At 66.4% G+C, this 13,527-nt stretch carries 13 protein-coding genes; 5 read left to right on the top strand and 8 right to left on the bottom strand.

All coding sequences use genetic code 11. The features are described 5' to 3' along the window. Positions 1 to 40: 40 nt before the first annotated feature. The 5 genes from C1930_RS07770 to C1930_RS07750 all read right to left on the bottom strand — a co-directional run bounded on the left by C1930_RS07770 (position 41) and on the right by C1930_RS07750 (position 4,028). Positions 41 to 433 (bottom strand): hypothetical protein, encoded by a 393-nt coding sequence (locus tag C1930_RS07770; RefSeq protein WP_199912415.1) that lies wholly within the window; start codon positions 431 to 433, stop codon positions 41 to 43. A 31-nt stretch (positions 434 to 464) separates the two neighbouring features. Further along, positions 465 to 812, bottom strand: coding sequence for a hypothetical protein (locus C1930_RS07765; protein ID WP_108771438.1), 348 nt, complete (start codon positions 810 to 812; stop codon positions 465 to 467). Then, a complete protein-coding gene (kdsA, locus tag C1930_RS07760; protein WP_108749223.1) occupies positions 809 to 1,639 on the bottom strand; it encodes a 3-deoxy-8-phosphooctulonate synthase in 831 nt (276 codons plus the stop codon). The genes C1930_RS07765 and kdsA overlap by 4 nt, the downstream gene beginning before the upstream one ends. 88 nt (positions 1,640 to 1,727) lie before the next feature. Next, positions 1,728 to 3,392, bottom strand: a complete 1,665-nt coding sequence (locus tag C1930_RS07755) for a CTP synthase (protein ID WP_108771437.1) — start codon at positions 3,390 to 3,392, stop codon at positions 1,728 to 1,730. 399 nt (positions 3,393 to 3,791) lie between these two features. Then, positions 3,792 to 4,028, bottom strand: coding sequence for a hypothetical protein (locus C1930_RS07750; protein ID WP_108771436.1), 237 nt, complete (start codon positions 4,026 to 4,028; stop codon positions 3,792 to 3,794). Positions 4,029 to 4,188: 160 nt separating this feature from the next. On the opposite strand from C1930_RS07750, the gene parE reads away from it, so the two are divergent. The 3 genes from parE (at position 4,189) to C1930_RS07735 (ending at position 8,437) form a co-directional block, all read left to right on the top strand. Further along, the gene (parE, locus tag C1930_RS07745) at positions 4,189 to 6,078 is read left to right on the top strand and encodes a DNA topoisomerase IV subunit B (protein ID WP_108749221.1); all 1,890 of its coding nucleotides are present in this window, start codon (positions 4,189 to 4,191) and stop codon (positions 6,076 to 6,078) included. A 168-nt stretch (positions 6,079 to 6,246) separates the two neighbouring features. Beyond that, positions 6,247 to 6,822, top strand: a complete 576-nt coding sequence (locus C1930_RS07740) for a GNAT family protein (protein WP_108752732.1) — start codon at positions 6,247 to 6,249, stop codon at positions 6,820 to 6,822. A 121-nt stretch (positions 6,823 to 6,943) separates the two neighbouring features. Next, positions 6,944 to 8,437 carry a S10 family peptidase gene (locus tag C1930_RS07735; RefSeq protein WP_108755891.1) on the top strand — a complete coding sequence of 498 codons (1,494 nt, stop codon included), beginning with the start codon at positions 6,944 to 6,946 and terminating at the stop codon, positions 8,435 to 8,437. A 451-nt stretch (positions 8,438 to 8,888) separates the two neighbouring features. On the opposite strand, the gene C1930_RS07730 is transcribed toward C1930_RS07735, so the two are convergent. Then, the gene (locus tag C1930_RS07730; RefSeq protein WP_108752730.1) at positions 8,889 to 10,010 is read right to left on the bottom strand and encodes an inorganic phosphate transporter; all 1,122 of its coding nucleotides are present in this window, start codon (positions 10,008 to 10,010) and stop codon (positions 8,889 to 8,891) included. 13 nt (positions 10,011 to 10,023) lie between these two features. After that, the gene (locus tag C1930_RS07725) at positions 10,024 to 10,650 is read right to left on the bottom strand and encodes a DUF47 family protein (RefSeq protein WP_079221423.1); all 627 of its coding nucleotides are present in this window, start codon (positions 10,648 to 10,650) and stop codon (positions 10,024 to 10,026) included. Positions 10,651 to 10,942: 292 nt separating this feature from the next. Between C1930_RS07725 and C1930_RS07720 the strand changes: the two genes are divergently transcribed. Next, entirely contained in the window at positions 10,943 to 12,247 is a 1,305-nt protein-coding gene (locus tag C1930_RS07720) for a hemolysin family protein (protein ID WP_108771435.1), read from the top strand. Continuing rightward, complete coding sequence (locus C1930_RS07715; protein ID WP_108752728.1) at positions 12,231 to 12,890, top strand: exopolysaccharide biosynthesis protein; 660 nt, start codon at positions 12,231 to 12,233, stop codon at positions 12,888 to 12,890. The genes C1930_RS07720 and C1930_RS07715 overlap by 17 nt, the downstream gene beginning before the upstream one ends. 88 nt (positions 12,891 to 12,978) lie before the next feature. Here C1930_RS07715 and C1930_RS07710 read toward each other — a convergent pair whose 3' ends face one another. Further along, positions 12,979 to 13,476: a pyridoxamine 5'-phosphate oxidase family protein gene (locus tag C1930_RS07710; RefSeq protein ID WP_108755889.1), complete on the bottom strand. Its 498-nt coding sequence runs from the start codon at positions 13,474 to 13,476 to the stop codon at positions 12,979 to 12,981. Positions 13,477 to 13,527: the final 51 nt, after the last annotated feature.

Below are 13,527 nucleotides of genomic sequence, written 5' to 3'. Positions count from 1 at the left end.
ACCTGTAAGGAGAGGAGGCGACAAAACGAATGCCGCGTGATTATCCCCGGCTGCCCGCCGCTTGCCAAATGGTGTCGCCGATCACGACCGGATCCTGGCCCTGCGCCAGCATCGGCACGGCCACGATCATGCCCAGCAGGGCCAGCAGCAACGCCGCCACCGCGGCCATGCTGCGCCCACGCTGCAGGCGCCAGGCCAGCACCGAAGCGATTCCACTGCCCAGCGCGGACACTGCCAGCACGCCGATGGCCGCAAACAGGGCCACCTGCACCGATTCCAGCGCATGGCTGCCATCGCCAGGTGAACCGATGGCCGACAGAAACACCAGCAGGCCTGCGCCCAGGGCCGCCCAGGCCAGCACGGCCAGGCCGAGCGCACACAGGCCCCAGGGCCACGGCCGGCGCGAAGCGGGCGCGGAAGACGTTGGATTCATGAAGTGAATGGGCTCCCCGCCCGGGTGAGGATCACAGCTGGGCCAGCACGACCCCGCCCAGCAGCAGCGCCATGGCAAGCAACAGCAGGCCTGCCAGCATGGCCGCGCCACGCGCACGACGCAGGCGCCAGCCCAGCACGGTAGTGACCGCGCTCGCCACGCACGACACGGCCGCCGTGTTCAGGCAGGCCCAGGCCATCGTGTGCTGCCAGCGCGGCGCGGCACCGTCGCCGGGCATGCGCATGCTTCCCGCCGCCAGCAGCACGGCATAGGCCAGCGCCGCCCACATCAGCACGCCGAAGGCCACGGCCACCCAGCCCCACGGCCACTGCCGCCGGCGACGCTGGGCTTCCAGCGCCGCCCACGGGTCCAGACTCACGCGAAGCGCGAGAAACCGTGCTTCTTGGTCACCGCATCGAGCTCCATCAGGGTCTCGAGCAGGGCTTCCATCTGGTCCAGCGGCCACGCATTGGGACCGTCGGACAGCGCCTTGGACGGGTCCGGATGGGTTTCGGCGAACAGGCCGGAAATGCCCACCGCCACGGCAGCGCGCGCCAGCACCGGCACGTGTTCACGCTGGCCACCGGAACTGGTGCCCTGCCCGCCCGGCAGCTGCACCGAATGGGTGGCGTCGAACACCACCGGGCAGCCGGTGTCGCGCATCACCGCCAGCGAACGCATGTCGCTGACCAGGTTGTTGTAGCCGAAGCTGGCGCCACGCTCGCAGACCATGATCTGCTCGTTGCCGGTGGACTTGGCCTTCTCAACGACCGGCTTCATGTCCCACGGCGCCAGGAACTGGCCCTTCTTGATGTTGACCGGCTTGCCGGCGGCGCACACCTTGCGGATGAAATCGGTCTGGCGGACCAGGAATGCCGGGGTCTGCAGCACGTCCACCACCGAGGCCACTTCGTCCATCGGGGTGTATTCATGCACGTCGGTCAGCACCGGCACGCCGATCTGCTTCTTCACTTCGGCCAGCACCTTCAGGCCCTCTTCCATGCCCGGGCCGCGGAAGGCGGTGCCCGAGGTACGGTTGGCCTTGTCGAAGCTCGACTTGAAGATGAAGTTGACGCCAAGCTTGTCGGTGATCTCCTTCAGCTTGCCGGCGGTATCGAGCTGCAGCTGCATCGACTCGATCACGCAGGGTCCAGCGATCAGGAACAGGGGCTGGTCCAGCCCAACCTCGAATCCACACAGTTTCATGGCGTTTCCTTGTTGGTCCGCGCGCCGTACAAGCCAGCGCGCTGGGGTTGAAGCATGCAGGATGGGGGCCGCAACCCCCATTCACAAGTCAGGCGCGGGCTTCGGCCAGCAGTGCGCCGCCAGCCTTGCGCTCACGCGCGGCACGGATGAAGCCGATGAACAGCGGGTGGCCGTCGCGCGGCGTGGACAGGAATTCCGGGTGCGCCTGGCAGGCCAGGAACCACGGGTGCGCATCGCGCGGCAGCTCCACCACTTCCACCAGGGTGTCGTCCATCGACTTGCCGGAGATCACCAGGCCGGCATCTTCCAGCTGGGTGCGGTAGCGGTTGTTGAACTCGTAGCGATGGCGATGGCGCTCGGCCACCACGTCCTTGCCGTACAGGTCGCGGGCCAGGGTGCCCGGCTTCAGGCGCTGTTCCTGCAGGCCCAGGCGCATGGTGCCGCCCAGGTCGCTCTTGTCGTCGCGCTTTTCGACATCACCGGTGGCGGTGCGCCATTCGGTGATCAGGCCGATCACCGGGTCCGGCGACTGGCGGTCGTTCTCGGTGCTGTTGGCCCGCTCCAGGCCCAGCACGTGGCGCGCGTAATCGACCACCGCGGCCTGCATGCCGTAGCAGATGCCGAAGTACGGCACGCTGTTCTGGCGCGCGAACTGCGAGGTCAGCACCTTGCCTTCGAAGCCACGGTCACCGAAGCCGCCCGGCACCAGGATGCCATCGACGTCGGCCAGGGCGGCCATGTCGGTGCCTTCCAGGTCCTGCGCTTCCAGCCACTTCAGGTTGACCTTGGTGCGCTGGCGCAGGCCACCATGCTTGAGCGCTTCACCCACCGACTTGTAGGCGTCCTGGTGGTCGACGTACTTGCCGACCACGGCGATGGTCACTTCGTCCAGCGGGTGCAGGGTGGCATCGACGGCGTCTTCCCACATCGACAGGTCCACCGGGCCGGCCTTGTCGGCCAGCTTCAGCTGGTTCACCACGATCTCGTCCAGGCCCTGCGCGTGCAGGCCCGAGGGAATGCGGTAGAGCACGTCCACGTCCGGCACGCTGATGACGGCGCGTTCGGAGACGTTGGTGAACTGGGCGATCTTGCGGCGCTCCGAATCGGGCACCGCCTGCTCGGAACGGCACAGCAGCACGTCCGGCTGGATGCCGATCGAGCGCAGTTCCTTCACCGAATGCTGGGTCGGCTTGGTCTTCAGCTCACCGGCGGCGCCGATGTAGGGCACCAAGGTGAGGTGCATGAACAGGGCCTTCTCCGGGCCACGCTCGGTGCGCACCTGGCGGATGGCCTCCAGGAACGGCAGCGATTCGATGTCGCCGACCGTGCCGCCGATCTCGACCAGGGCCACGTCGTAACCCTCGGTGGCTTCGTCGATGCAGCGACGGATCTCGTCGGTGATGTGCGGAATGACCTGCACGGTCGCGCCCAGGTAGTCGCCGCGGCGCTCCTTGCGGATCACGTTCTCGTAGATGCGACCGGTGGTGACCGAGTTCTTGCGGCTCAGGCGGGTGCGCACGAAACGCTCGTAATGGCCCAGGTCGAGGTCGGTCTCGGCGCCATCGTCGGTGACGTAGACCTCGCCGTGCTGGAACGGGCTCATCGTGCCCGGGTCCACGTTGATGTACGGGTCGAGCTTCATCATCGTGACCTTCAGGCCACGCGCTTCAAGAATGGCGGCCAGCGACGCAGCGGCAATGCCTTTGCCGAGCGAGGACACCACGCCGCCGGTTACGAAAATCAAGGGAGTCATGGCTGCAAGCATCCTGTCTGGAAATGGAAAACGGCAGCACCACGCCTGCCCGGGGGGCAGACAGGGTGCAGAGAGGGGGTTTTCCGGTTCGCTGGGACAGCGAGGGAGGCGCGGACCTGGCCGGCGGCTGGCGCCGGGCGGGAACCTTCGTGCGAGGTCGGGGCGGCCGTGCCGGCCATTTTGACCGTCACCTGCGACCCGCATTGCTGGAGGCCAGACCTGGCCCTTCCAGCCCATTCGCAAAGGGTGGACACGCACTTACTCCCGGAAAGCCATAGTTTACAGATAGAGGGCCGCCAACCCAAGGGGCAGATGGCGGCAAGGGCAAAAGAAAACGCCCCGCAATGCGGGGCGTTCAGGAACAGAACCCTTGTACCAAGGGCCTTGGGCGCGGAAGCCTTAACGCTTCTTCCGCGCTTCCTCTTCTTCTTCCTGCTGCGGGGCGGGCTGGCCCTTGGCCTTCATTTCGGCATTGGCCTGGGCCCGGCGCTTGGCCTTGGCATCGGCTTCGGACTGCGCAGCCTTGTCGGCCTGGTCGTTCTGCTGCGGGGCCGGCTGGCCGGCGTTCTGCGCCATCACCAGGGGCACGGCAACGGCGGCGGCGGCCAGGATCGCAATGGTCAGCAACTTCTTCATGGAGTCCTCCTCGCGGTATCGCTTCGACATGGGGGTGCCGGCGTCTGGATTCCAGCGATGCCCATTTTACCCCCTTGCGGCGGCCGAGGCTGAACCGCAGGCGTGCAAAATCGCGTTCCAGACCGCACACTTGCGCGTCGCTCCAAGCTTCCGAACATAGATGAACGCCCGCTATAACGCCGCCGATATTGAAGTCCTGTCCGGCCTTGACCCGGTCAAGCGCCGTCCTGGCATGTATACCGACACCGCGCGCCCGAACCATCTGGCGCAGGAAGTGATCGACAACTCGGTGGACGAGGCGCTGGCCGGCCATGCCCGCTCCATCGAGATCACCCTGTACAAGGATGGCAGCGTGGAAGTCAGCGATGACGGCCGCGGCATGCCGGTGGACATCCACCCGGAAGAAAAGATTCCCGGCGTGGAGCTGATCCTGACCCGCCTGCATGCGGGCGGCAAGTTCAGCAACAACAACTACACCTTCTCCGGCGGCCTGCACGGCGTGGGCGTGAGCGTGGTCAACGCGCTGTCCACCCTGGTGGAAGTGCACATCAAGCGCGAAGGCGCCGAGCACCGCATCACCTTCCGCAACGGCGACCGCGCCACCCCGCTGGAAGTGGTCGGCACGGTGGGCAAGAAGAACACCGGTACCCGCGTGCGCTTCTGGCCCGACCCGAAGTATTTCGACACGCCCAAGTTCGCCGTGCGTGCGCTCAAGCACCTGCTGCGCGCCAAGGCCGTGCTGTGCCCGGGCCTGACCGTGAAGCTGACCGACGAGGCCACCGGCGAAGTCGACACCTGGTACTACGAAGACGGCCTGCGCGATTACCTGAAGCTGGAACTGGGCGAGCGCGAATCGCTGCCGGCCGACCTGTTCGTGGGCAACCTGAAGAAGGACACCGAAGTGGTGGACTGGGCCGTGGCCTGGCTGCCGGAAGGTGAGCTGGTGCAGGAAAGCTACGTCAACCTGATTCCCACCGCCCAGCACGGCACCCATGTGAACGGCCTGCGTACCGGTCTGACCGAGGCGCTGCGCGAGTTCTGCGATTTCCGCAACCTGCTGCCGCGCGGCGTCAAGCTGGCCCCGGAAGACGTGTGGGACCGCGTGTCCTTCGTGCTGTCGCTGAAGATGACCGACCCGCAGTTCAGTGGCCAGACCAAGGAACGCCTGTCCTCGCGCCAGGCCGCCGGCTTCGTCGAAGGCGCCGCCCACGATGCCTTCAGCCTGCTGCTGAACCAGAACGTGGAGCTGGGCGAAAAGATCGCGCAGATCGCCATCGAACGCGCCAGTGCCCGCCTGAAAACCGAAAAGCTGGTGGTGCGCAAGAAGGTCACCCAGGGCCCTGCCCTGCCCGGCAAGCTGGCCGACTGCATCAGCCAGGACCTGTCGCGCACCGAACTGTTCCTGGTGGAAGGTGATTCGGCAGGCGGCAGCGCCAAGCAGGCACGCGACAAGGATTTCCAGGCGATCATGCCGCTGCGCGGCAAGATCCTGAACACCTGGGAAGTGTCGTCCAACAGCGTGCTGGCCTCGGAAGAAGTGCACAACCTGGCCATCGCCATCGGCTGTGACCCGGGCAAGGATGACATCAGCGGCCTGCGCTACGGCAAGGTGGTGATCCTGGCCGACGCCGACTCCGACGGCCTGCACATCGCCACCCTGCTGACCGCACTGTTCCTGAAGCACTTCCCGGCGCTGGTCGATGCCGGCCACGTGTTCGTGGCGATGCCGCCCCTGTTCCGCATCGACGTGGGCAAGCAGGTGTTCTACGCGCTGGACGAGGAAGAGAAGCGTTCCATGCTGGACAAGATCGAGCGCGAGAAGATCAAGGGCGCGGTGAACGTGACCCGCTTCAAGGGCCTGGGTGAAATGAATCCGCCGCAGCTGCGTGAATCCACCATCCACCCCGATACGCGCCGGTTGGTGCAGTTGACCGTGGACGATGGCGAGCAGACCCGCTCGCTGATGGACATGCTGCTGGCCAAGAAGCGCGCGAGCGATCGCAAGGGCTGGCTGGAAAGCAAGGGCGACCTGGCTTCGCTGGAAGCCTGACCCTGGCGCGGGGTCGGATCCGGTTGCGCAGCAACGGGCTCTGACCCCAGCTTCCCGGCGATGGGGTCAGCGCCCTTTCCTTTGGACAGGGATCCGACCCCGCCCTTCCGCCGCCATCGGCAAAGCCGGCAGCGCGATAATGCGCGTCCACCTGCTTGGACCACCGTATTGCCCAGCCACTCGCTGCTGTTCCCGGGCCTGCCGCTGCACAGCGCACGCCTGGTCCTGAGCCCGATCCGCCGCGACGACGCCGCCGCGCTCTACGCCCTGCAGTCCGATGCGGAGGTGATGCGCTGGTGGAACCACCCGGCCTGGACCCGCCCGGCCGAAGCGCGTGCGCAGATAGACGATGACCTTGCCGCACAGGCCACCGGCACCCAGCTGAAGCTGGCCGTGCGCGAATCGATCGATGGCCCGCTGCTGGGCATCTGTGTGGTGTTCGCGCTGGACCGTGATGCGCAGCGGGCCGAGATTGGCTACCTGCTGGCACCGGCGCAGCAGGGCCAGGGCTACATGCATGAGGCCCTGCAGCGGCTGCTGGATTACCTGTTCCAGACACTGCGGCTGCATCGCGTGGAAGCCGAGCTCGATCCGCGCAATGCGCCCTCGGCGCACGTGCTGGAACGACTGGGCTTCGCCCGCGAAGGCCTGCTGCGGCAGCGCTGGCGCATCCAGGGCGAACTGGCCGATTCGGTGGTGTACGGCCTGCTGGCCGACGACGACCGCGCGCCACGACCGGCTTGACCTAATCTGGCCGCAACCCTGGCCGCAACGGCGTGCGCGGGCAAGCCATGCCTTTGGACACATACCGCACGCGGCGTGGCGACCTAGCATCGCAGTCCCCTTCCGCTACCGCTCTGGTGCCATGAAGTTCCTGCTGCACACTGCCGCGCTCTGCGTCGGCCTGCTTGTTGCCCCTGCCAGCGCCCTGGCGGCGCCTGCTGCCGACGCCGCCGAAACCAAGGCCCCTGCCACCGAAGCTGCGGCCCTGCCGGCCGATGCGTCGGTGCGGCAGAGCATGCGCCTGGGCGGCCGCACGCTGGATTACACCGCCAGCGTCGGCACCCTGCCGGTACGCGATGACAAGGGCAAGGTGATTGCCGACGTGGTGTTCACCGCCTACACGATGCCCGGCAAGGACCGCCCGGTCACCTTCGCCCTCAACGGCGGTCCCGGCGCATCGTCGGTCTACCTCAATCTGGGTGCGATCGGCCCGAAGGTGGTCACCTTCGGTTCGGAAGGCGACAGTGCATCGGCACCGGCCACCCTGCACGACAATCCCGGCACCTGGCTGGACTTCACCGACCTGGTGTTCATCGATCCGGTCGGCACCGGCTTCAGCCGCGCGCGCATCGGCGACGACGAGGCGAAGAAGCAGCTGTACACCCCCAGCGCCGACGTCGAATACCTGTCACGCACCATCTACGACTGGCTGCTGCGCAACCAGCGCATGGCCTCGCGCAAGTACCTGACCGGTGAAAGCTACGGTGGCTACCGCGGCCCGCGCATCACCCACTATCTGCAAACCCGGCTGGGCGTGGCGATGAACGGCCTGGTGCTGGTGTCGCCCTACCTGAGCCCGACCCTGGAAGACAACGCCGATGTCTCGCCGATGGCGTGGATGCAGACCCTGCCCTCCATCGCCGCCGCGCACCTGGAGCGGCAGGGCAAGCTGACCGATGCGGCCATGCGCGAGGTGGTCGAATACACCCGCGGCGACTATGCCACCGCGCTGATGAAGGGCCGCAGCGATCCGCAGGCCACCGAAGCGATGCTGCGCCGGGTGAGTGAGCTGACCGGGCTGGACCCGCAGTTCGTGCGCCGCGCCGGCGGGCGGCTGGAAACGCAGGCGTACCTGCGCGAAGTGTTCCGTGACAAGGGCACGCTGGGCAGCCGCTACGATTCCAACGTGACTGCGTTCGATCCGTTCCCGAATGATCCCGAGCAGCGCGCCAACGACCCGCTGCTTGACAGCATCATCGCGCCGACCACCACGGCCATGGTCGACTTCGTGACCCGCGTGGTGGGCTGGAAAGTGGATGCGCGCTACCAGGCACTGAACTACGAGGTGAACCGGCTGTGGGACCGCAATGGCGACCTGCGCCAGGGGGCGGTGACCCAGCTGCGCCAGGCGGTGGCGATCGACCCGCACCTGCAGGTGCTGATCGTGCATGGCTGGAACGACCTGTCGTGCCCGTTCATGGGTTCGATCCTGACGGTGGACCAGATGCCGGCGATGGGCAGCAACCCGGACCGGGTGCAGGTGCGCAGCTATCCGGGCGGGCATATGTTCTACAGCCGGGCGGACAGCCAGGCCGCGTTCCGTCGCGATGTGCAGGCCCTGTTCCAGCGCAACTGAGGTGGGTGGCAGGCCGGGCCTGCGGCCCGGCACCCGCTGAAGGCAACGGCAACAGCAACAGCAACAGCAACGGCAAAAGCCTGCATCTCGGGGGCGGCGGGATGGGGTGGGCAGGCGGGGGACGGCAAGAGCCGCTCCTGCGTGCCTCGTAGAGCGCCATCCATGGCGCTCTGCGCCCCCGCCTGCCCACCCCACCCCGCCGCTGACGGGTTCATGGCGCTGTTGGTGGATGGTCGACCGTCTGCTGGTGGTGGGGGTGCCGACCGTTGGTCGGCACGGGCTCTGATCCTGGTCCTGCTTTGGTAGGTGTCGACCTTGGTCGACACGATGGGTGTGGAGGAATGGTTTCTCCCATGAAAAAAGCCCGCCGGAATCCGGCGGGCTTTCTTTGTTTTCGGGGGTCAGATCCTTTTCCCGCAGGGAAAGGGCTCTGACCCCGGGGCTGCCGGCATCAGGTCCAGCCGGCCAGCTCGAACAGCTTCAGGATCAGGTACGCACAGCCGCCGGCCGCCGGGATGGTCAGGATCCAGGCCCAGACGATGCGTTCGATCACGCCGAACTTCAGCGAACGCGGGTTCTTGGCAAAGCCCACGCCCATGATCGCGGTGGAGATGCTGTGGGTGGTCGAGACCGGCATGCCGAAGTGGGCGGCCAGGGTCAGGATGGTGGCCGAGCTGGTCTCCGCGGCGAAGCCGTGGATCGGGTGCAGCTTCACCATCTTGTGGCCCAGGGTCTTGATGATCTTCCAGCCGCCCGAGGCGGTACCGGCAGCCATCACCACCGCACAGGTCAGCACGATCCACATGGCAATGCCGTCGCCGGCGCTGGCATCGGGGTGCATGAAGGCCAGCCACGACGGCAAGTTGTCCAGCGCGCCGGTGGCTTCAGCGCCGATCAGGGTCATGGCGATGATGCCCATGGTCTTCTGCGCGTCGTTGTGGCCGTGGGCGAAGCCCATGTAGGCCGCCGAGGCGATCTGCGCCTTGCCGAAGAACGCGTTGACGATGCGCGGACGGGCCAGGCGGCCGATGGCACCGCCGATCTTGGCCAGGCCGGCGATCAGGCCCCACAGCAGCACCATCACCACGATGCCCAGCAGGAAGCCGGCGATCGGCGAGGTGATCATCGGCACGAAGACCTTCCACAGCAGGCCCTTGTTCTGCGCCCAGCTGCCCAGGCGCTCGGACCAGATCAGCGCATCCCAGTTGTTGTGGGCGGCCGCCAGGCCGGCACCGCACAGGCCGCCGATCAGGGCGTGCGAGGACGAGGACGGCAGGCCCTTCCACCAGGTGATCAGGTTCCAGATGATGCCGCCCAGCAGCGCGCACAGGATCACCTGCGGGGTGACATCGACCACGTTGGTGTTGAGCAGGCCCGAGGCGATGGTCAGCGCCACCGCGGTACCGGTCAGCGCGCCGATGAGGTTCATGAAGGCGGCCAGCATCACCGCCCAGCCGGGCGAGAGCACCTTGGTCGCCACCACGGTGGCAATGGAATTGGCGGTGTCGTGGAAGCCGTTGATGAACTCGAAGACGAGCGCGGCCAGGATCACCACCAGGACAAGGGTCAACATGCGGCGGCGTCCGTCAGCTGTTCTTCAACACGATCTGGTACGCCACCACGCCGGCCTCGCGGCAACGGTCGATGGCCTTTTCCAGGATCTCGAAGAATTCCTTCAGCAGGAACATCTGCAGGTTGTCCAGGCGACCGGAGTAGATGTCGCGGTACAGCTCCAGCATCAGGCGGTCGGCTTCGTTTTCCAGCGAGCGCAGCTTCTCGTTCAGCGCGGTCATCCGGTCCAGGTTCATGTGGCGCAGGTCGGCCACCATTTCCACGACCACGCCAGCGGCCTGTTCCAGCATCGCCGCGCGCGGCGCGAAGTCGATGTGTTCCAGGTGGGTGGTGGCCAGCGAATAGCGATCGGCGAACTTCTCGATCTGCTTGGGAATCTTGTACAGGGCCGAGCCCAGCGCTTCGATGTCTTCGCGCTCGATGGGGGTCATGAAGCTGTCCACCAGCGCCTGGCTGATCTTGTCCGACGCCGCGCGCTCGCGCAGGCGGGCCAGCTTGAAGGCGTCCAGCGCCGGCTGGCGGTCGGCCTCGCGCAGCATGGAATGCAGCGCCTTGGCGGCATCGTTGGCCGCGACGGCAGCCTCATCAAGCAGGGTGTAGAACTGTTTGCCGGAACCGAAAATGGTCTGCAGAGAGAACATTGAGAAACCTGTCAGCCGTCGCGGGAAGGACGGCACCAGAGGGAATTATGACGGCTAGATGACCATCACGGGTATACCCGCCCGCTTCCGGGGGTGGAAAACCCTCAACCTGAACAGGCAGTTGCCATCCCGCCACGCCCCTTTGCTAAGATGCCAGCGCGCCCCCGGGCGCACCTTATGGACGACGACCCTTATCCCCCCGCGCCGCGCCGGACCCCGTTCCTGAGCGCCAGCCGCCACCGCAAGCACCCGCCCTCCCTGCCACCAACCGGGGACGACGCCCGTGTTTGAAATGATCCTGATTGTCTTCGCGCTTGTTCTGCTGAACGGCTTCTTCGCCATGTCCGAGATGTCGGTCATGACCTCGCGCAAGAGCCGCCTGAAGCAGATGGCCAGCACCTCCAAGCGCGCGGCCAAGGCGCTGGAACTGTCCGAAAAGCCGGAAAGCTTCCTGTCCACCGTGCAGATCGGCATCACCGTGATCGGCGTGCTGACCGGCTACCTGGGCGGTGAAGCGCTGGGCGAGGCGTTCGCCGGCTGGATCCAGGGCCTGATGCCCGGTTTTGCCTACGCCGGCAAGATCGGCACGGTGCTGGCGGTCAGCCTGATCACCTTCATCACGCTGATCTTCGGCGAACTGGTACCCAAGCGCCTGGCACTGACCCGTTCGGAGTCCATCGCCGGCCTGGTGGCCATGCCGATGAGCTGGCTGGCCAAGCTGGCGCTCCCCTTCGTCTGGCTGCTGTCCAAGACCACCCAGCTGGTGCTGAAGGTGCTGGGGCTGGGCAATGACGAAGCCGCTTCGGTCACCGAAGAAGAAATCCGCATGCTGGTGGCCGAAAGCCACGAAGCCGGCGTGATCGACGCCCATGAGCGCGACATGATGAACCGCGTGATGCGCCTGGGCGACCGCACCGCCGACAGCCTGATGACCCCGCGCAACCGCATTGCCTGGCTGGACACCCAGGCCGGCCTGGAGCGCAACCTGGAAATCATGGCCGAGCACGAGTTCTCGCGCTATCCGGTGTTCCGCGACAACGACCAGGACGTGGTCGGCGTACTGGAACTGAAATCGCTGGCCACCCGCATGGCACGCGGCGACAACGCCCTGTTCCAGACCCTGCGCGAAGCGCTGTATGTGTCCGAATCGACCCATGCGATGAAGCTGCTGGAAATCTTCCGCGAGGAACAGCAGTCGATGGCGCTGGTGGTGGACGAATACGGTGAAATCCAGGGCCTGGTGACCATCAGCGACCTGATGGGCGCGGTGGTTGGCCGCCTGCAGGCGGTGGAGAACGCCGACGAGGATGCGCTGGTGGTGACCCGCGAAGACGGCTCGCTGCTGGTGGATGGCTCGTTGCCGATCGAAGACCTGCGCGAACTGATCGGCAGCAACGAGCTGCCCGATGCCGAGGAAGGCGATTACTACACGCTGGCCGGCATGTGCATCCACTACTTCGGCCGCATCCCGCATGCGGGCGAGTATTTCGACTGGGCCGGCTGGCGCTTTGAAGTGGTGGACCTGGACGGTGCCCGCGTGGACAAGCTGCTGCTGCGCACCCTGTCGGACGAGCAGGCCGATGAGCTCACCGCCTGATCCAGGCCACGGCGCGGGCGACGAGCGCCCGAGCTATCGCAACGAGGGCATCCGCACCCTGTTGGCGATGTTCGAATTCGGTGATCCGGCCCAGCACATGAAGCTGGGCCAGATCCTGCAGGACCTGCAGCAGAGCGCGTTCGGCGTATTCCTGTTCGTGGCCATCCTGCCGGCCTTCATCCCCATTCCGGGGCTGGGCGGCGCGGTCAGCGGGCCGCTGGTCATCCTGATCGGGCTGCAGATGCTGTTCTGCATGCGCAAGCCCTGGCTGCCGGGCTTCATCGCCCGCCGTGGGCCCCGCCGCGGCACCATGCACCGGTTCCTGGACCGCATCGACCGGCCGCTGCGGCGGCTGGACCGCATGCTGAAGCCGCGCATGCCGCAGTGTGTGGCGCCAGCGCCGGCACACGCCTTCACCGGTCTGCTGCTGGTCCTGCTGGGGCTGCTGCTGTCGCTGCCGATCCCGTTCACCAACTACCTGTTCGGGTTCCAGCTGCTGCTGTTTTCGCTGGCGTTGCTGGAACGCGATGGCGCGCTGATGCTGTTCAACTGGATTGGCGGCGTGGTGGCGGTGGCCTTCTTCGGTTTCAGTTCCGGCCAGCTGGTCGGTTACACCGCCGACCTGTTCCAGCGCTGGTTCTGAGCGTTGGCCGCAGGGCTCGCCGGGCATGGCCCGGCGCTACCCACCACGACCCGATCGGTAGCGCCGGGCCATGCCCGGCGGGGGTGCATCACCGCAGATCGATGAATCCGTTATCGCCCAACTGCGACGGATCATCCTGCACTGCCGACAAAACGAAGCTCAACGCCTTGCCCAGCAGCGTGCCTGGGCCTTCCCAGTACTCGGCGGTCTCCGCACGTACCTGGATCAGGCGAAGGTTCGGATCATCCTTGCCGCCGGGGAAGAACAGCTTCATCGCCGGCGACCACAGCGCCTCGATCTTTTCACGGTCGTCCACGATGCGCGCCCGGCCAGACACCGACACGTAAGTATTCTTCGACGTGGAGGCGTAGGCCACGTTGACGCGCGGATTCAAGGCAATCTCCGCCACCTTCGGGCTGTCGGCGGCGGTGGCGAACCACAGGTCGCCGTCGAAATCGACCTGCTGGGTGCCCAGCGGCCGGCTGTACAGCCGACCGTCCACGCCGGTGGTGGTGAACATGGCCACCTCCACGTCCTTGATCAGTTCGGACAACTGGGCGATGTGCTCGGCACGGGTATCGGTCATGGAAGGGGCTCCGGAATCAGGAGCCCCCATCAGAGCGCGTCGCCCTGCAAT

This window comes from Stenotrophomonas sp. SAU14A_NAIMI4_8 (genome assembly GCF_003086695.1).
In the GTDB taxonomy this organism is placed as follows: Bacteria; Pseudomonadota; Gammaproteobacteria; order Xanthomonadales; family Xanthomonadaceae; genus Stenotrophomonas.
Note: the sequence above shows the minus strand (reverse complement) of the source record. Positions and strands in the feature narration are given on the sequence as shown.

Coding starts and splice junctions, on each gene's coding strand:
- C1930_RS07770 (WP_199912415.1), bottom strand. CDS start 433: ATGAATCCAACGTCTTCCGCGCCCGCTTCGCGCCGGCCGTGGCCCTGG.
- C1930_RS07755 (WP_108771437.1), bottom strand. CDS start 3,392: ATGACTCCCTTGATTTTCGTAACCGGCGGCGTGGTGTCCTCGCTCGGC.
- C1930_RS07725 (WP_079221423.1), bottom strand. CDS start 10,650: ATGTTCTCTCTGCAGACCATTTTCGGTTCCGGCAAACAGTTCTACACC.
- C1930_RS07735 (WP_108755891.1), top strand. CDS start 6,944: ATGAAGTTCCTGCTGCACACTGCCGCGCTCTGCGTCGGCCTGCTTGTT.
- parE (WP_108749221.1), top strand. CDS start 4,189: ATGAACGCCCGCTATAACGCCGCCGATATTGAAGTCCTGTCCGGCCTT.
- C1930_RS07730 (WP_108752730.1), bottom strand. CDS start 10,010: ATGTTGACCCTTGTCCTGGTGGTGATCCTGGCCGCGCTCGTCTTCGAG.
- kdsA (WP_108749223.1), bottom strand. CDS start 1,639: ATGAAACTGTGTGGATTCGAGGTTGGGCTGGACCAGCCCCTGTTCCTG.
- C1930_RS07720 (WP_108771435.1), top strand. CDS start 10,943: ATGATCCTGATTGTCTTCGCGCTTGTTCTGCTGAACGGCTTCTTCGCC.
- C1930_RS07710 (WP_108755889.1), bottom strand. CDS start 13,476: ATGACCGATACCCGTGCCGAGCACATCGCCCAGTTGTCCGAACTGATC.
- C1930_RS07715 (WP_108752728.1), top strand. CDS start 12,231: ATGAGCTCACCGCCTGATCCAGGCCACGGCGCGGGCGACGAGCGCCCG.
- C1930_RS07750 (WP_108771436.1), bottom strand. CDS start 4,028: ATGAAGAAGTTGCTGACCATTGCGATCCTGGCCGCCGCCGCCGTTGCC.